This window comes from Nocardia sp. NPDC059180, assembly GCF_042754945.1.
Classification (GTDB): Bacteria; Actinomycetota; Actinomycetes; order Mycobacteriales; family Mycobacteriaceae; genus Nocardia.
The window spans coordinates 769957-786169 of record NZ_JBHZBU010000001.1 but is presented as its reverse complement, the minus strand read 5'-3'; the positions used below and the strand labels follow the sequence as shown (position 1 = coordinate 786169).

At 67.5% G+C, this 16213-nt stretch carries 18 protein-coding genes; all 18 read right to left on the bottom strand.

The features are described 5' to 3' along the window. Positions 1–277: 277 nt before the first annotated feature. A complete protein-coding gene (locus ACFXNW_RS03650; RefSeq protein WP_379415587.1) occupies positions 278–1210 on the bottom strand; it encodes an esterase/lipase family protein in 933 nt (310 codons plus the stop codon). Between the two features lie 119 nt (positions 1211–1329). Beyond that, entirely contained in the window at positions 1330–1890 is a 561-nt protein-coding gene (locus ACFXNW_RS03645) for a DUF1772 domain-containing protein (protein ID WP_379415586.1), read from the bottom strand. Positions 1891–2019: 129 nt separating this feature from the next. Next, the gene (locus ACFXNW_RS03640) at positions 2020–2643 is read right to left on the bottom strand and encodes an FHA domain-containing protein (RefSeq protein WP_379415585.1); all 624 of its coding nucleotides are present in this window, start codon (positions 2641–2643) and stop codon (positions 2020–2022) included. A 146-nt stretch (positions 2644–2789) separates the two neighbouring features. Next, on the bottom strand, positions 2790–3149 hold the full coding sequence (locus ACFXNW_RS03635; protein WP_379415584.1) for an Lsr2 family protein: 360 nt from the start codon (positions 3147–3149) through the stop codon (positions 2790–2792). 115 nt (positions 3150–3264) lie between these two features. Further along, the gene (gene lysS / locus ACFXNW_RS03630; protein ID WP_379416283.1) at positions 3265–4731 is read right to left on the bottom strand and encodes a lysine--tRNA ligase; all 1467 of its coding nucleotides are present in this window, start codon (positions 4729–4731) and stop codon (positions 3265–3267) included. A 189-nt stretch (positions 4732–4920) separates the two neighbouring features. Beyond that, entirely contained in the window at positions 4921–5352 is a 432-nt protein-coding gene (locus ACFXNW_RS03625) for a rhodanese-like domain-containing protein (RefSeq protein ID WP_379415582.1), read from the bottom strand. Continuing rightward, entirely contained in the window at positions 5352–5999 is a 648-nt protein-coding gene (locus ACFXNW_RS03620) for a cysteine dioxygenase (protein ID WP_379415580.1), read from the bottom strand. Before ACFXNW_RS03620 ends, ACFXNW_RS03625 begins: the two co-directional genes overlap by 1 nt. A 179-nt stretch (positions 6000–6178) precedes the next feature. Further along, on the bottom strand, positions 6179–6973 hold the full coding sequence (locus ACFXNW_RS03615; protein WP_379415579.1) for a type III pantothenate kinase: 795 nt from the start codon (positions 6971–6973) through the stop codon (positions 6179–6181). Between the two features lie 29 nt (positions 6974–7002). Further along, entirely contained in the window at positions 7003–7422 is a 420-nt protein-coding gene (gene panD / locus ACFXNW_RS03610; protein ID WP_379415578.1) for an aspartate 1-decarboxylase, read from the bottom strand. A gap of 13 nt (positions 7423–7435) precedes the next feature. After that, the gene (panC, locus tag ACFXNW_RS03605; protein ID WP_379415576.1) at positions 7436–8365 is read right to left on the bottom strand and encodes a pantoate--beta-alanine ligase; all 930 of its coding nucleotides are present in this window, start codon (positions 8363–8365) and stop codon (positions 7436–7438) included. Continuing rightward, positions 8362–9309, bottom strand: coding sequence for a Rossmann-like and DUF2520 domain-containing protein (locus ACFXNW_RS03600; protein ID WP_379415574.1), 948 nt, complete (start codon positions 9307–9309; stop codon positions 8362–8364). The genes panC and ACFXNW_RS03600 overlap by 4 nt, the downstream gene beginning before the upstream one ends. Positions 9310–9425: 116 nt before the next feature. Further along, positions 9426–10517, bottom strand: coding sequence for a DUF6779 domain-containing protein (locus tag ACFXNW_RS03595; protein WP_379415573.1), 1092 nt, complete (start codon positions 10515–10517; stop codon positions 9426–9428). 70 nt (positions 10518–10587) lie between these two features. Then, the gene (locus ACFXNW_RS03590; RefSeq protein WP_379416281.1) at positions 10588–11058 is read right to left on the bottom strand and encodes a DUF3180 domain-containing protein; all 471 of its coding nucleotides are present in this window, start codon (positions 11056–11058) and stop codon (positions 10588–10590) included. Continuing rightward, positions 11055–11606 (bottom strand): 2-amino-4-hydroxy-6-hydroxymethyldihydropteridine diphosphokinase, encoded by a 552-nt coding sequence (gene folK, locus ACFXNW_RS03585; RefSeq protein WP_379415572.1) that lies wholly within the window; start codon positions 11604–11606, stop codon positions 11055–11057. The genes ACFXNW_RS03590 and folK overlap by 4 nt, the downstream gene beginning before the upstream one ends. Further along, positions 11603–12016 (bottom strand): dihydroneopterin aldolase, encoded by a 414-nt coding sequence (folB, locus tag ACFXNW_RS03580; RefSeq protein ID WP_379415571.1) that lies wholly within the window; start codon positions 12014–12016, stop codon positions 11603–11605. The genes folK and folB overlap by 4 nt, the downstream gene beginning before the upstream one ends. Next, the gene (folP, locus tag ACFXNW_RS03575; RefSeq protein WP_379415570.1) at positions 12013–12834 is read right to left on the bottom strand and encodes a dihydropteroate synthase; all 822 of its coding nucleotides are present in this window, start codon (positions 12832–12834) and stop codon (positions 12013–12015) included. Before folP ends, folB begins: the two co-directional genes overlap by 4 nt. Positions 12835–12887: 53 nt before the next feature. After that, on the bottom strand, positions 12888–13571 hold the full coding sequence (gene folE / locus ACFXNW_RS03570) for a GTP cyclohydrolase I FolE (RefSeq protein WP_379415568.1): 684 nt from the start codon (positions 13569–13571) through the stop codon (positions 12888–12890). 72 nt (positions 13572–13643) lie between these two features. Further along, on the bottom strand, positions 13644–16031 hold the full coding sequence (ftsH, locus tag ACFXNW_RS03565) for an ATP-dependent zinc metalloprotease FtsH (RefSeq protein ID WP_379415567.1): 2388 nt from the start codon (positions 16029–16031) through the stop codon (positions 13644–13646). Between the last annotated feature and the right edge of the window lie 182 nt (positions 16032–16213).

The window sequence follows — 16213 nt, the reverse complement described above, 5'->3', positions numbered from 1 at the left end:
GCCGCAGTGTGCTGTCGAACAAACCTGGGCGCCAACCCGACGAACCTAGCCGTCAGCCTGCCATGAAGCCCGGGGGTTGCGGCCCCCGCCTCCACTCTAGTTGGCGGAGGATTCCGCCGCCGCCGGTCCACTCTATTGCCGACCGGTGGCAGCACGGTCATTCACTCATAACGCGGCAGGTGCGGGTTTCGTTTCCGGACCGGTTTTGCCCTGAGCGAACAACCCCGGACGACCGGCGAAATGGGGGATCCAGGGCAAACGCCCCCTCCGGCCGGACTCAGCCGGTGAACGGCGCGACGAAGTGGCACGGAACTTCCCTGGGGTGGGCAGGGTCGAGGGCGTTGAGCACATGGGCCGCGGCCCGCGGGCTGCCCGCGATACCGAGATGCTCGGAGTAGTCCTGTGCACAGCCGTCCTGGACGACGATATTGGTGGCATTCGGCCCCGGCGCCACCGCCGAGGTGTAGGGCACCACGATCTCCTCCATGCTGCCCACGATGTTGGTATAGGTCACGTCCGGGTGGTAGACGCCGTCGGCGTTGAGTTCAGCAAGGAACGGCCCGCCCGCCGGCATTTGCGCGCAGGCCAGGCACGGGATCGAGTTCCAGGCCTCGCCGAGCCCGACCGCACGCGCGAACGCGGCGATATCGGCCATGCCGAAGGCGGTGGTGCCGAGCCAGGGCACCGCCAGCGCCACCAGTTTGTCCACCTTGTCCGCGCCACCGAGGCGTTTGACGAAGTAGTTGCCGACGAGCCCGCCCTGGGAATGGCTGACGATATCGACCTGCTCCGCGCCGGTGGCCGCGAGCACACGATCGACGAAGGCACCGAATTCGGCGGCGTTGTCCTGGACCGGCATCATCCCGCCGAGCGCCGAGATCGGCCAGGGCAGGTCGTAGGCGCCGTAGGTCAGCGAGTACACGCAGTAGCCCTCGTTGGCCAGCAGGGCTACGTAGGTGCCCCAGTTCGTCTGCGCTCCGCCACCGGTGCCGTGTGCGAGGACCACCGGGTTCGGATGTTCCGCGCTGGGACGGCAGGACCAATCGTTGGAGCCGGGCAACGAACCGCCGGGGTTGGTCAGTTCCGCCGGGATTCCGGCGAAGAAGTTGTAGACGACCGGATACCGCTCGGCGTGCGCCGCCCCCGCCGAGCTGATCCACAGCGCGGCGAGGACGGCGGCGATAACGGCGGTGACGGGTGCTCGGCGCATGACCCCTCCCAAGTTCTAGAACGCGTTCCAGAACGCTACGTCGCGACCAGGGCCGATGTGGCCATTACTGACGGGTAGGTTCTGAAACGAGTTCCACTCGGCGCAGCGGCCGAGCACACTCAGCGCAGCGGCTGAGCAACCGCCACCCGGGCCTGCGGCTGCGCGTTCGTCGCGTCGTCACGCCCCTGCTGCAGTCCGGCGGCGAACAGCGCACCCGACAGCACGATGAAGGCCAGCGTGTGCAGCACCGCGCGCACGATATTCCAACGCACCCAATCGGATTCGAACTGGGCCCGCACCGCCGCGAGGTCGGTGATGGCGGCCGGATCGCCCGCCGCGGCCAGCTGATCGTTGAGCGGAACGTTCAATCCGGCGGTCACCGCGAACGCGATCACGTTGAGCGCCAACGCGACTCCGATCCAGATCAACGTCATGCGCCGATCGGCCCCGAGGTGCAGCAACGCGGCAAGCGCGGTGAACCCGACCGTACCGAGGAACCCGATCATGAAGGCCGGGTTGATGATCACGACGTTGATCTTCTGCATGGTCTCGATCACCGCGCGGTCATCCATCCGCGCCAGCGCGGGCATCACCGAGATCGCGTAGGCATAGAAGACCCCTGCGATCAACCCGGTCGCCACTGTTGCCGCCACCAGCGCGACGATTCGGCCTACCGACATGATCTGCTCCTTTGAACCGGCCGGAGCAAGGGGCGCTCCGATTCCGTCTTCGAGTCAACAGGCTGGGAGGCCGATCAACCATCGCTGAGAAGCTCGCGCCCATCAGCGAGCGTCTACGGCGTACCTGGATCAGAGGTCACGGTCGGAGATGAGGCCGCTCTGCATGGCGAGGGCGGCCAGGCGGACCCGTTTCTGGTTCTGCGGCAGATCCTCGACGCCGAATTTGGCGAACAATGCGCGCAGGTGCGTCTTGATCGCGTCGACGCTGAGGAACAGTTCCTCGGCGATCTGCTGATTCGAGGCCGGGGTCGCGAAGCCCGCGCCGTGTTTGTACGGGCGGCACAGCGCCACCAGCACCGAACGCTGGGTATCGGTGAGCGAACGAGCGGTGGGAATGGTCCCGGTGGAAGCCCTGGTGGCATCGTCGGCGACGACGCCGAATTCGTGGAACGAGACCAGCGAGGTGCCGACCCGGATGCGGTCGCCCGCCATGAGCCTGCGTCTGCCGGTCAGGCGCTCACCGTTGACGTAGGTGCCGTTGCGGGACAGGCCGTCGTCGACGATCGTCCACTGAGCGCCCAGATATTCGACGGCCGCATGCAGCCGGGACACCTCGGCGTCCCAGCGCAGGGACAGATCGGCATGCGTGGAACGTCCGATGGTGACGCGCGGATGGTCGGGCGTCAGCATGAGTTCGTGCCGATGCCCGTCCGCGTCGGCGAACCGCAGAATTGATCCGACAAAAGCTGTCACGGTGCCATAACCCCAGCTCGACGGGATGACACGGCTCTGTTGGCCATGGACCTGCGCACAGGTCTATGGTGCCGTGCTTCGGCCGCTACAAACAAGGCTGCCGCCGGGGCGTCGCACGATTCGCCCGGCGGCAGCCGCACAATGAATCAGCTCTTGGCTGCCTTGTTGTAAGCATCGGTGATGTCCGCGGAGATACGTCCGCGAGCATGCACCTTGTGCCCATTCCGGCGAGCCCAATCACGAATTGCCGCGGTTTGTTCGCGGTCCATCGGAACACGGCTCTTGGTGACGCCACCGGTGGTAGCGGCGGCCTTCACCCGACGCCGGCCGCTGACGCGGCGAGCGTTGGCAACCCACTGCTCCATCTCTTCCCGCAGCTTGGCCGCGTTCGCCGTCGACAAGTCGATCTCGTACGAAACACCATCGATAGCGAACTCGATGGTCTCGTCCGCGATGGACTCACCGTCGACATCGTCGATCAGGCTTACGGTGACCTTCTTTGCCATGAGATGAACGTCCTCTCGAAATCGTGCGACCCGCATACTAGGCCGATTGCCCGAGGCAAGAATACCTCTAATTCGAAAAATGCCAAGACGAGCTGGAGTCGTGCAATCCGATCGCTCAGCGAGCGGCCGGTCGCACAATTGGGAACAGTATCGTTTCCCGGATTCCCAAACCAGTGAGAGCCATCAACAAGCGGTCGATTCCCATACCGGTTCCTGTGGTCGGCGGCATGCCGTGTTCCATCGCGGCGAGGAAGTCTTCGTCGAGCACCATCGCTTCATCATCACCGGCCGCGGCGAGCCGAGCCTGGTCGACGAAGCGTTCCCGCTGGATCACCGGATCGACCAACTCCGAATAGCCGGTAGCCAACTCGAAGCCGCGCACATACAGGTCCCACTTCTCGGTGACACCCGACTTGTCGCGATGCTGCCTCGTCAGCGGAGAAGTCTCGACCGGGAAGTCACGCACGAATGTGGGCGCGTACAACTTGTCGCCGTACTGGTGCTCCCATAGTTCCTCGACGAGTTTGCCGTGCCCGTAGCCCTTGCCTTCCGGAATTTCCAAACCGACCCGTTCGGCCAGTGCCAGCAATTCCGGAATCGTCGTTTCCGGGGTGACCTCCACACCCAGTGAGTCCGACAGCGAGGGATACATCTCGACGGTCGCCCACTCACCACGAAGGTCATATTCGGTGCCGTCGGCGAGTGTCACCACCTGGGTGCCGAACGCTTCCTCGGCGACTTCTTGGATCAATTCCCGGATCATGCGCGCCGAGTCGTCATAGGTGCCGTAGGCCTGATACGTCTCGAGCATCGCGAACTCCGGCGAATGCGTGGAGTCGGCGCCCTCGTTGCGGAAGTTCCGATTGACCTCGAACACGCGCTCCAGGCCACCGACAACGCAGCGCTTGAGGAACAACTCCGGCGCAATACGCAGGAATAGATCCATATCGAGGGCATTGGAATGGGTAACGAACGGCCGGGCCGCCGCGCCGCCGTGCAATGTCTGCAGCATCGGCGTCTCGACCTCGAGGAATCCGCGACGTTCCAGCGCATTGCGCAGCGCCCGCACAACCGCGACCCTGGTCCTGGCCATCTCCCTGGCCTCGGGGCGCACGATCAGGTCGACATAGCGCTGCCGGACCCTCGACTCCTCGTTCATCTCCTTGTGCGCGACCGGCAGCGGGCGCAGCGACTTGGCGGCCATGCTCCACTCATCGGCCATCACGCTCAGCTCGCCGGTACGCGAGGAGATGACCTCACCGTGCACGAACACGAAATCGCCGAGATCGACATCGGCCTTCCAGGCCGCCAGCGCGTCGGCGCCGACACCGTTGAGGCTGATCATGGCCTGCAATTTGGTGCCGTCGCCCTCCTGCAGGGTGGCGAAGCACAGCTTGCCGGTATTGCGCATGAAGATGACGCGCCCGGCGACACCGGCAATGCTGCCCGTCTGGGTATCGGGCGCCAGGTCCGAATGTTCGGCACGAATCTCGGCCAGCGAATGCGTGCGCGGCACGACCACCGGATACGCCTGCCCGCCCTCGGCGATCAGGCGTTCCCGCTTCTCCCGGCGAATCCGCATCTGTTCCGGAGCGTCGTCGACGTCATCGGGGCGATTGGCGCGGCCCGCGGGAGCCGATGCCGCGGAGCTACCGATGGAAGGGGAGTTGGGGGTGCTCACATCGAACTACCCTAGCGTGCACCGGAAACCGTTTTGCGCGCCGCCCAGGCCTGCTGACCCGCTGCTCCCGGCCCGGCGGGGCCGGGTTTTCTACAGCGAGGCGAGCGCCGCCACCTCACGGGCGAAATGCGGAGCCCGCGAGGCAACGGTGAGCAGTCCGGCCGCCTTCAGCGCCTGATAGCCGCCGACCAGGTCGGTGGCCCGGTGCAGGCCCAATTGCTGCAGCGAGGCGGCGGCGAGGCTGGAGGTGTAGCCCTCCGAGCACAGCACGATCCATTCCACATCGTGACCGGTGGCCAGCGCGAGACGGGCGGAGCTGGACGGATCCAGCCGCCATTCCAGGACATTACGTTCGATCACAAGGGCGCCGGGCATGGTGCCCTCACGAAGCCGCTGCGCCTGCGGGCGAATGTCGACCAGGATCGCGCCACGCTCCAGCGCTCGAGGCAATTCGAACGCATACAGCCTGCGCAGCTGCGAGCGCGCGCTGTCGAGCATCTGGTCGATGGTCTGCGGGCTCATCACATATCACCTTCGGGCTGGTCGGTGAGGACGGTTCGGGTACGCCGCAGGCCGCCGTGTCCGGTGAGTTCGTAATAGGACATGGCGGTCAATGGCGGGGAGTAGGCGTGCACGCTCAGGGTCGGATCGAGCGGGCCGATCGAATCGGCGACGGCGACCGGCACCTCGATACCGGGCACCGCAGGCGGCTCGGGTGCGCGCACCACATCGTGCACCCAGCCGATCGGAAATGAGGCTTGATCACCGGCGACCAGCGTGCGATGACGCAATTCGGTGCCATTCCAACGGTATTCGGCCAGCGCTCCGCTGAGTACGGTGAGCGCGCCGATGGAACCAGCGTGATCGTGCAGTTCGGTGAATCTGTCCGGAGTCCAGCTGATCAGCCAGACGTCGACCTCGTCATCGGAGAGCAGACGGGTGGCCCAGCGCTCCTGGGCCGGCCACTGCCCGTCGGCGGGCAGCAGATGGTCGAAGCGGCCCGCCAGCACGTCCTCGGCGCCTTCGTCGGTCAGCCGGAGCAGATCGGCCGGACGTAAACGGGTGGGCAGTGCGGGCGCGATCGAACGAGTCGGCAGCGGATTGGCGGCGCGCGCATTCAGCGTGCCGGCGTCACGTGCGGAAGAAAGGGAAAGAACAGAAGAACGCATGAGCGAATCTCCAGGAGGTGTGCAGCGGTCGAGGACATCTTGCGTGCCTCGAACGGTCGAGGCAGGTCAGCCTCGACAACACTCCTGGGCGCTCACGCGGAAATACACGTCGATGAGTGTAGCAGGCGCATCGGCACCGAACCGATGACCTGCACCACAGCCGGCTGCCGTCAGGCTGCTCATGCGCGACGGTTGCGCTGATTGCGTTCATAGACCAGCCGCAGACCGGTCAGCGTCAGCCGCGGTTCGTGATGCTCGATGGTCTCCGATTCCGGCACGATCAGCGGCGCGCCCGCGCCCGTAGCCACGATCGCGACATCGTCGCCGGCGAAGGCGTCGAAATCGTCGCGGATGCGGTCCACCAGACCGTCGACCATGCCCGCGAAGCCGAAGACGGCGCCGGACTGTATGCATTCCACGGTGTTCTTCCCGACTACCGATCGCGGACGCGCCAGCTCGACCCGGCGCAACGCGGCGCGTTCGATGAGCGCCTCGGTCGCGATCTCCACACCGGGCGCGAGCACGCCGCCGAGGAACTCGCCCTTGGCCGACACCAGGTCCACGCAGGTCGAAATGCCGAAGTCGACGACGATCGCCGCGGAGGCGAACTTGTCGAACGCGGCGAGGCTGTTCACGATCCGGTCCGCGCCGACTTCCTTCGGATTGTCGACCAGCAGCGGGATACCGGTGCGTACACCGGGTTCCACCACCACATGCGGTACGTGATTCCAATACCGCTCCAGCATCAGCCGCAGCTCACGCAGGACCGGCGGCACCGTGGACAGTGCCGCGACACCGACCACCTCGTCCAGATGGGTACCGACCAGCCCGCGCACCTGCATGGCGAACTCGTCGGCGGTCAGCAGCGGATTGGTGTGGATTCGCCAGTGCCGCGCCAGTTTCGCGTGCGCGCCGCTGCCGGAGAACAGCCCGAGCTCGATGCTGGTGGTGCGGACGTCGATCGTCAGCAGCATGTCAGGATCCGACCTCTCCCCCGCGGCTGTCAGGCGAACGACAGGTCGCGTGGGGTGAGCAGGCCCGAACCCTCGGGGGCGTGCGCCGGATCGGAACCGAGTTCGACCGGACGGTTACGGTCGTCGACGAAGACGACCTTCGGCGAGTACTCCTTCAGCTCCTGCTCGTCCATCATCGCGTAGGCGATGAGGATGACCAGATCACCCGGATGCACGAGATGGGCAGCAGCGCCGTTGATCCCGATCACTCCCGAACCGCGCTCACCGGCGATCACATAGGTCTCGAGGCGGGCTCCGTTGTTGATGTCGACGATGCAGACCTGCTCGCCTTCGAGCAGATCGGCGGCGTCGAGCAGATCCTGGTCCACCGTCACCGAGCCGACGTAGTGCAGATCGGCGTGGGTCACCGTGGCGCGGTGGATCTTCGACTTCATCATGGTGCGCAACATCGTCGTCGCCTTCCTATACCGATACCTGGGCGGGCGGGGTGCTTGGATTGGGGTGGCCGTCGATCGTGGCGCCGAGGGTGACCGGCATATTGTCGATCAGCCGGGTGGCGCCGACCTTCGCCGCGATCAGCAGCCGGGCATTGCCGGAGGCGGGGGCGGCGTCGAGGTTCGACGAACGCAGTTCGAGGTAGTCGAGATCGAGGCCGGATGCGGCGTCGAGGACCGCACGCGCGGCCGTCAGCACACCGTCGACGCCGAGGCCACCCGCGCGGGCACCGGCGAGCAGTGCGGCCGACAAGGCCGTGGCGGCTTCGCGCTGATCGAGGTCGAGAAAGCGGTTGCGCGAGGACAGGGCCAGGCCGTCGGCCTCACGCACGGTGGGCACGGCGACGATGGCGGCGTCGAAGTTCAGATCCCGCACCATCTGGCGGATCAGAGTGAGCTGCTGATAGTCCTTCTCACCGAAGAACGACTCGGTGGGCCGGACGATCTGCAACAGCTTGGCGACCACGGTCAGCATGCCCGCGAAGTGCGTGGGGCGCGTTGCGCCCTCGAGTTCGGCGCCGAGCGGGCCGGGGTGCACCGTAGTGCGTGGGCCCTCGGGGTACATATCGGCCGCACTCGGCGCGAAAACCAGATCGACGCCCTCCGCGCGCAGCAATTCCACATCGGCGTCGAGGGTGCGCGGGTACTTGTCCAGGTCTTCACCCGCACCGAACTGCAGCGGGTTGACGAAGATCGAGACGATCACGACGGTATTGGTCCGCTTGGCGCGGCGCACCAGCTCCAGGTGGCCCTCGTGCAACGCGCCCATGGTCGGCACCAGGCCGACCGTGCGGCCGACGCCGCGCAGTGCCTTGGCCACAGCGGCGACCACCGACGGGTCGTGGTGCACGGTCAGCTCGCCCGGCTTGAAAGCGCCGCGCAGGTTCGGATCCATCATCGACGCTCCTCCAGCAGTTCGATCAGGGCGGCATCGGAATCGACCCGCTCCGCGGTGCGCAACGACAGCGCCCGGTAGCTTTCCGCCAGCCGCGAGTCGAGCTTGTCGAGTGCGCGCAGATGCGCGGCGACCGCGTCGGCATCTCCTCTGGCCACCGGGCCGGTCAGTGCGGACTGGCCGCGGCGCAGGGCATTGTCGAGGGCGGCCGAGGCCAGCGGGGCCAGCAGCCGTTCGGCCAGGCCGCCTGGCTGATCGTCGACGGCCTGCTGGCCGAGCAGGCCGGGTCCGTCGAGGGCGGCGCGCAGGGCGGCGACCGCGTCGACGATCACCGTGACCAGATGATTGCTGCCGTGTGCGAGCGCGGCGTGGTAGAGCGTGCGGTGCTCCTCGGCGACGCGCACCGGCTCGCCGCCCATCTCGATGACCAGCGACTGCGCGATGGCGTAGCCGATCTCATCGGCGGCGGTGATCCCGAAGCAGGCGTTGGCCAGCCGGGCCAGATCCTCGTCGTGGCCGGTGAAGGTCATGGCGGGATGAATGGCCAGCGGGCGGGCGCCCAGCTCGGTGAGCGGCGCGAGCACGGCGACGCCGTTCGCGCCGGAGGTGTGCGCAACGATGGTGCCGGGCCGGACCACGCCCGCCGAGGCGAGGCCGCGAACCAGGCCGGCCAATTCGGAATCCGGCACGGCGAGGATCAGCAGTTCACTGCTGGCGGCGACCTCTTCTACCGGAAGAATCCTGGATTCGGGCAGGCGGGTGCGCGCCCGATGCACCGATACGTCGGAGATCGCGGCGACACCGAACACCACATGTCCGGCGCGTTCCAACGCGACGCCGAAGGCCGAACCGACGCGTCCCGCCGAGACGATTCCCACCGTCAGTCGTGCGGGCGCGGGATCGGGTCCCGACGCGGCGTTGCCAGAAGTCACGCGTGGCGAGGTCAACAGTGTCCTCTCGGATGTCGTTCCAGTCCCGCTCGGCGGGTACCAGACGTTACGTCACGAGAATATGGGCATCCCTCGCCATGCGCCATGGCCCGGCCCCGTGATCTACGCCGCAGTCAGCGCGACCCGTTACTCTCCTCGGACTGCAGATTCGCCAGGATCTCGGCCACCGACAACCGCTTGGACGACGACTCACCGGACTCCGATTCAGCCCGCCTGCGGCGACGTGAGCTGGCCGAACCGAAGGTCGGGCCCGCCGGGGTGGAGCGCGCGGGGGACGCAGCAGGCTCGGACGCACCGGGGGCGGGCGGGCCGACGACCTCCGAGTCGCCCGGACTGCCGGACTCGGTCGACTGCGCGGGGGCAGGTGGCCCGACCAGCGGAGACTTCCCTGTCGACGCCGAATCCGAGGCGACCCAGGGCGTGGTCGTGGATTCGGGGCGTTCGTCATCGGGTTCGGCCGGGGTTTCGGCGAAGGCGTCGGCCCAGCCGGAGGTGGTGGCGAAAACCTCGGTGCGCTCGCCGGTCCGGCCCGCACCATCGGTCGTGGCGTCGTCGCGGTCGAGGGTGATGATCGAGGTCTCGGCCGTCACCGGGTCGTCGTAGGGGCTGGCGAAGACCGGGGGCTGCGGGTGATCGGTGTCGTAGACCGGGGTTACCGAATCGCGGGGCAGCTGCGGCCCGGCCCAGCCGTCGGCATTCGCCGAGTTACCGTTCGCCGAACCGGCCGGTCGGCCGGTGAGTTCTTGAATGCGGGTGGCATCGGCCCGCAGCGCCGGGCGATCGGTCGGCAGATCACCGTCGAAGAGCCGCTGCAGGTTCTGACGCAGCACCGTCAGCTCCGCCCGCAGCGCGGCCATCTCGGTGGCGTCGGCGCCGACTTCGTGGCGCACGCGCGCCTCGACACCGAGCTCGTATTCGCGCCGGGCCGAGATCTCGCGGTCGAGCTGCAGCTCATAGACCGTCTGCAGGTCGCGAACCTTCGCCTTGTCGACTGTCGATTCCTTGCGGTACTTGGTCGCGGCCAGCGCGCCGAGCACGGCCGCCCAGAGCGCCGCCACCAAGCCGATCCGAATGAATTGCAGGCTATCGCTGAAAATCAGGAAAATACTGGCAACCAAGCCGAGCAGAATCAGTGCACCGATGAACAATTTTCCCGCATAGTCCCGTTGTCGAGGGGAGCTGCTGGTACGGGAGGGTGAAACCATGCCCGCCAGGGTAGCTCGGATGACAGCGGCGGCCCAGGCTCCGGGGTGGTGATTCACCCAACCATGTTAGCTATGTGGTAGCTGGATCGTCGGTAGGATCGTCGGGCGCGCGGCAGCAATATTCGAGCCACAGCGCCGCCGCCACCAGTGCCACCGCGGCACCTAGCCCGATCAACGCACCCGGCACATCGGCATCGGCCGCGCGCAGATCGCCGCGCTGCGGAAACACCCAGATGAGGAACCCGAGCCAGACACCGGCCGCCAGCGAACCCACCTGTGCCGAGGCCTTGGCCAAGGCGACCGCACGCGCCGCGGTGATCGGATGCAACTGATGCGGTCCATCACCGATGCGATGCTCATTGATCCTGGCGCGAATGATGAAACCGAGCGCCACCTCGATCGCCGCCACCGGATACAGCGACGCCCCCGCGAAACTGGAGATCGGCGGGAAGCTGCCGTAGGCGATGCGGGTGGCGACCCACGCCAGAACCGCCGCGATCACGAGGTTCGCGGTGAGGTCGAGGACGCGCGTCGGCTTCAGCTGCTGCAATGGTTCGCTCCCCCGGCTGCCAACGTCAGTGTGGTCCGGTGCACGCCGTCGCGTTCGGCGGCATCCAGCTCGGCCACTAGATCTCGGACTCGTCGCACTCGGCCGTCGACCTCGAGTTCAGCCTGCGGTTCCACATCCAGCCACGGCACCAGCACGAAGGCCCGCCGATGCGCCTGCGGATGCGGCAGGGTCAGTGCCGGGTCGGCGCTGCGGCAGGCCACCGGACCCGACGGCCCCTCGTGCGCACACCACACCACGTCGACGTCCAATGTCCGTGCGCCCCAGCGCACCTCGCGCACCCGCTCGGCCGTCTGCTCCAGCTCCTGCCCCCTGCGCAACCAGTCGGCGCACTCGAAGGCCGGATCTTCCACCACGACGACGGCGTTGAGGTAGTCGTCCTGCTCGACCCCGCCCCATGGCGCGGTCGAATACACCGGCGACACCGCCACAACGCGCGATCCGAACCCGTCGATCACACTGCGCAGATAGCCGAGGCGGTCACCCAGATTGGAGCCGATGGACAGGACCGCGCGACTCATGTGGCCGCCCGTTCCCGCTGCCGGGTGGTGACAACGCGGACGTCGGCGAAGGTGTGCGGGATCGGCGCGGACGGTTTGTGCACAACGACTTCCACGGCATCAATACGCGGTTCGGCCGCCATCACCGCGTCGGCGATCTCGCTGACCACGGTCTCGATGAGATCGCGCGGCGGACCGGCGACGATGCGGACCGCGAGTTCGGCGAGCGCGCCGTAGTCGACGGTGTCGGCGAGGTCGTCGGAGGCCGCGGCAGCGGTGAAGTCGGCCGAGACCGTCAGGTCGATCAGGAATTCCTGGCCGTCGCGCTTCTCGTGGTCGAACACACCGTGATGGCCGAACACGCGCAGTCCGCGCAGCTCGATCCGATCGGGCGCACGCCGCGACGGCGCATGCCCTGCTGCCTCGTTCAACGAACCACCCCTGCCGAACCCGCCGCGCGCTGCCAGGCATCGGTCACCGTGACGGCGTCCAGCGAAGCGCGGACATCGTGCACCCGGACACCCCACGCACCGTGCAACGCGGCCAGCGCCGAGATGGTCGCGGTCGCGGTCTCGCGGCCGTCGGGCGGACGCGGGCCGGCATCGTCAGCGAGCAGCGTGCCGAGGAAACGTTTGCGGGAGGCGCCGATCAGCACCGGGAAACCGTCGGCGACGAACTGCGGCAGCGCGCCGAGCAGGGCCCAATTGTGTTCGGCGTTCTTGGCGAAACCGAGGCCGGGATCCAGAATCAGCCGCGCGGGATCGACACCGGCGGCGACGGCGTGGCGCACCTGAGTGTCCAGCTCCGCGCGCACCTCGGCGACCACATCGTCGTAGTGGTCGGCCGGGCCGGTGTGCCGGTAGTCGGCGCCCGCGCGCCAGTGCATGAGAATCCACGGGATATCGGCGCCCGCGACAACCTTGACCATATCGGCGTCGGCACGACCACCGGAGACATCGTTGACCACCGACACCCCGGCCGCGATCGCGGCCTCGGCGACACGCGCACGCATGGTGTCGACACTGACCGGTACCCCGGCCGCGACCAGACCACCGATGACGGGGACCACCCGCGCAGTCTCGGTCTCGGCATCGACCCGGACCGCGCCGGGCCTGGTCGATTCACCGCCGACGTCGATGATGTCGGCGCCGGCTTCGAACAGCTCGATCCCGTGCCGGATGGCCAGCTCGGGATCGAGGTAGCGGCCGCCGTCGGAGAACGAATCGGCCGTGACGTTCACGACTCCCATGACCACGCACGATCGACCCGCGCGTGGCGTCACTCCTGGCTGCGGTGCGTGACTCACTTGCGCAGGATCAGATCGAGCGCCTCGGCGCGCGAGGCGGCGTTGGTCTGGAGCAGTCCGCGCACCGCCGACGTGGTGGTGCTCGCGCCCGGTTTACGGATGCCGCGCATGGCCATGCACAGATGCTCGGCCTCCACGACGACGATCGCGCCGCGCGGATCCAGTTTGCGCATGACCGCGTCGGCGATCTGGCTGGTCAGCCGTTCCTGCACCTGCGGGCGTTTGGCGTACAGATCGACCAGCCGGGCCAGCTTGGACAGGCCCGTCACCCGGCCGTGCGTGCCGGGGATGTAGCCGACGTGCGCGACACCGTGGAACGACACCAGGTGGTGTTCGCAGGTGGAGTACAGCGGGATGTCGCGCACGAGCACCAGTTCCTGGTGTTCTTCGTCGAAGGTGGTGTTGAGCACCGCGTCGGGCTCGACGTAGAGCCCGGCGAACATCTCGCGGTAGGCACGCGCCACCCGGGACGGGGTATCGCGCAGGCCGGGGCGGTCCGGGTCCTCGCCGACCGCGATCAGCAGTTCCCGGATCGCGGCCTCGGCGCGCGGCTGGTCGAACCGCTCACCGGTGTGCAGTGCGATGAGTTCCGGCTCGTTCGCCTCCGGACCGGGACCTTCCTGAACAGGTCGACCGGGCACGGTGGGGACTTGGCCGTTGCTGTGATCGTTGGCCGACAATCGAGGACACCTCCAAATCTCAGGGCGCGGGCAGATCGCCCGGCCCCGAGGATCGAGCGTAATCGGCGCTGGTCAACCCCTGCCGTTCGGTCCTTCCCAGTCCCGATTCGCGCCCTCGGTACCGGAATTGTCGGGGTAGCCACCGCGATCGTCGTAACCGCCACGGTCGTCGTAGCCGCGTTCTGGCTGGTAGCCGTGCCGCGGCCGGCCCTCGCCCGGGTCCGGCCAGGCGCCGAAACCGCGCTCGCCGGAGGGCTCCTGCTGGTCCTCACGCGGCGGCCAGCCGGGAGCCGACCAGCCTGCCGGAGCGCCGTAATCAGGCCGGGAGCCGTGCGTGGCGCCGGGGCGCTGGTAGCCCGGCTGCTGCGGCATCGGATACCCGGCAGGCGGCTGGGCCGGACGGCCGTGCTGCGGCTGGGCCGGATAGCCACCCGCGGGCGGATAGCCGTTGGCCGGTGCCGGTTCCCGAGCCGCGGTGGCGGCGGCGGGCACCGACGGCGCGACCGGCTCCGGCGGCGGCCACGGCTCACCGCGCTCGGCGGCCAGCTCACCCGGGGTCTTCACCGGCGGTTTGTCCGAGGGCACCCGCTCGCCGAAATCGTTGAACGCGGTGATCCGCGGGCGCTTGACCACGGCGGTGAGGATCTGTTCGAGATCCTTGCGGTGCAGCGTCTCGCGCTCGAGCAGCGCGGTGGCCAGATCGTCGAGGACGTCGCGATAGTCGTTGAGGATGGACCACGCCTCGGTGTGCGCGGCCTCGATCAGGTTGCGCACCTCCTCGTCGATGGCGCCTGCGACCTCGTGCGAATAGTCCGAGGCCTGCCCCATCGAACGGCCGAGGAACGGATCGCCGGCCTCCTGGCCGTAGCGCACCGCGCCGAGGCGCGCGCTCATGCCGTATTCGGTGACCATCGCGCGGGCGATCTTGGTGGCCTGATCGATATCGGAGGACGCGCCCGTGGTCGGCTCGTGGAACACCAGCTCCTCGGCCGCGCGACCGCCCATGGCCATCACCAGGCGGGCGATCATCTCCGAACGGGTCATCAGGCCCTTGTCGTCCTCGGGCACCGTCATCGCGTGACCGCCGGTGCGGCCGCGGGCGAGGATGGTGACCTTGTAGACGGGCTCGATATCGGGCATCGCCCAGGCCGCCAGCGTATGGCCGCCCTCGTGGTAGGCGGTGATCTTCTTCTCGTGCTCGCTGATGATGCGGCTCTTGCGGCGCGGGCCACCGATGACCCGGTCCACCGACTCCTCGAGCGATTCGCCGGTGATGGCCGAGCCGTTCTCACGCGCGGTGAGCAGCGCGGCCTCGTTGATGACGTTGGCCAGATCGGCGCCCGACATACCGACGGTGCGCTTGGCCAGACCGTCCAGATCGGCCTCGGGCGCGATCGGCTTGCCCTGCGAATGCACCCGCAGGATGGCGCGGCGACCGGCGATGTCGGGATTGCTGACCGGGATCTGCCGGTCGAACCGGCCCGGGCGCAGCAGCGCAGGGTCGAGGATGTCGGGACGGTTGGTGGCGGCGATCAGGATGACGCCGGTGCGGTCACCGAAGCCGTCCATCTCGACCAGCAACTGGTTGAGGGTCTGCTCGCGCTCGTCGTGGCCACCGCCGAGGCCGGCACCACGCTGACGGCCGACCGCGTCGATCTCGTCGACGAAGATGATGCACGGGCTGTTCTGCTTGGCCTGCTCGAACAGGTCGCGCACCCGGGAGGCGCCGACACCGACGAACATCTCGACGAAGTCCGAACCCGAGATGGTGAAGAACGGCACGCCCGCCTCGCCCGCGACCGCGCGCGCAAGCAGCGTCTTACCGGTACCGGGCGGACCGTAGAGCAGCACGCCCTTGGGAATCTTCGCGCCCAGCGCCTGGTAGCGCACCGGGTTCTGCAGGAAGTCCTTGATCTCGTAGAGCTCTTCGACGGCCTCGTCGGCACCGGCCACATCGGCGAAGGTGGTCTTGGGCATGTCCTTGGACAGCTGTTTGGCCTTCGATTTACCGAAGCCCATCATGCCGCCGCGGCCACCGCCCTGCATCCGGGACATCACGAAGATGAACAGGCCAAGCAGGATGATCATCGGCAGCACGAACAACAGAATCTGGGTGAGCCAGCTGTCCTGCTTGACCACCGTGTTGTACGGGGCGCCGGACTTCTGCACGGCGTCGAAGACCTGCGCGGAGGTCTGGCTGCCGCCCGGATATTTGGCGATGATCTTGGATTCGCCGCCGGTGGCGTCGTTGCCGTTGTTCAGCTCGATGCGTAGCTGCTGCTCGCGGTCATCGATCTGAACGTTCTTGACGTTGCCTTGGTCTTCGAGCTGGCTCAACGCCACCGAGGTGTCGACGTTCTTCCAGCCGCGCGTGTCGTTGCCGAAATAGCTGAACAGATAGATCACGAGCAGAATGCCCGAGACTATCGCCAGGGTGCGAAACACAGTCTTGCGGTTCATAGAGCGTCGGCCGGGCGGCCAGTCCTTTCCGGTGTCTCCGGTTCTTGCCTAGCGATGCGTGCGGATGCGGCCAAGCCACGTTACCGCGTACGGTCTACCCGATACATCGCGCAGTTCGGCCGGTCATGGGAGTTCAACAGGTAAACGGCCGGAGAACGCCCGTGGTTCCCGATCTCTCCGGC

Excerpts from the sequence above, each read along its gene's own strand:
- ACFXNW_RS03650 (WP_379415587.1), bottom strand. The coding sequence starts at position 1,210 with ATGCGCCGAGCACCCGTCACCGCCGTTATCGCCGCCGTCCTCGCCGCG.
- ACFXNW_RS03645 (WP_379415586.1), bottom strand. The coding sequence starts at position 1,890 with ATGTCGGTAGGCCGAATCGTCGCGCTGGTGGCGGCAACAGTGGCGACC.
- ACFXNW_RS03635 (WP_379415584.1), bottom strand. The coding sequence starts at position 3,149 with ATGGCAAAGAAGGTCACCGTAAGCCTGATCGACGATGTCGACGGTGAG.
- lysS (WP_379416283.1), bottom strand. The coding sequence starts at position 4,731 with ATGCGGATTCGCCGGGAGAAGCGGGAACGCCTGATCGCCGAGGGCGGG.
- ACFXNW_RS03625 (WP_379415582.1), bottom strand. The coding sequence starts at position 5,352 with ATGAGCCCGCAGACCATCGACCAGATGCTCGACAGCGCGCGCTCGCAG.
- ACFXNW_RS03620 (WP_379415580.1), bottom strand. The coding sequence starts at position 5,999 with ATGCGTTCTTCTGTTCTTTCCCTTTCTTCCGCACGTGACGCCGGCACG.
- ACFXNW_RS03615 (WP_379415579.1), bottom strand. The coding sequence starts at position 6,973 with ATGCTGCTGACGATCGACGTCCGCACCACCAGCATCGAGCTCGGGCTG.
- panD (WP_379415578.1), bottom strand. The coding sequence starts at position 7,422 with ATGTTGCGCACCATGATGAAGTCGAAGATCCACCGCGCCACGGTGACC.
- panC (WP_379415576.1), bottom strand. The coding sequence starts at position 8,365 with ATGATGGATCCGAACCTGCGCGGCGCTTTCAAGCCGGGCGAGCTGACC.
- ACFXNW_RS03595 (WP_379415573.1), bottom strand. The coding sequence starts at position 10,517 with ATGGTTTCACCCTCCCGTACCAGCAGCTCCCCTCGACAACGGGACTAT.
- folK (WP_379415572.1), bottom strand. The coding sequence starts at position 11,606 with ATGAGTCGCGCGGTCCTGTCCATCGGCTCCAATCTGGGTGACCGCCTC.
- folP (WP_379415570.1), bottom strand. The coding sequence starts at position 12,834 with ATGGGAGTCGTGAACGTCACGGCCGATTCGTTCTCCGACGGCGGCCGC.
- ftsH (WP_379415567.1), bottom strand. The coding sequence starts at position 16,031 with ATGAACCGCAAGACTGTGTTTCGCACCCTGGCGATAGTCTCGGGCATT.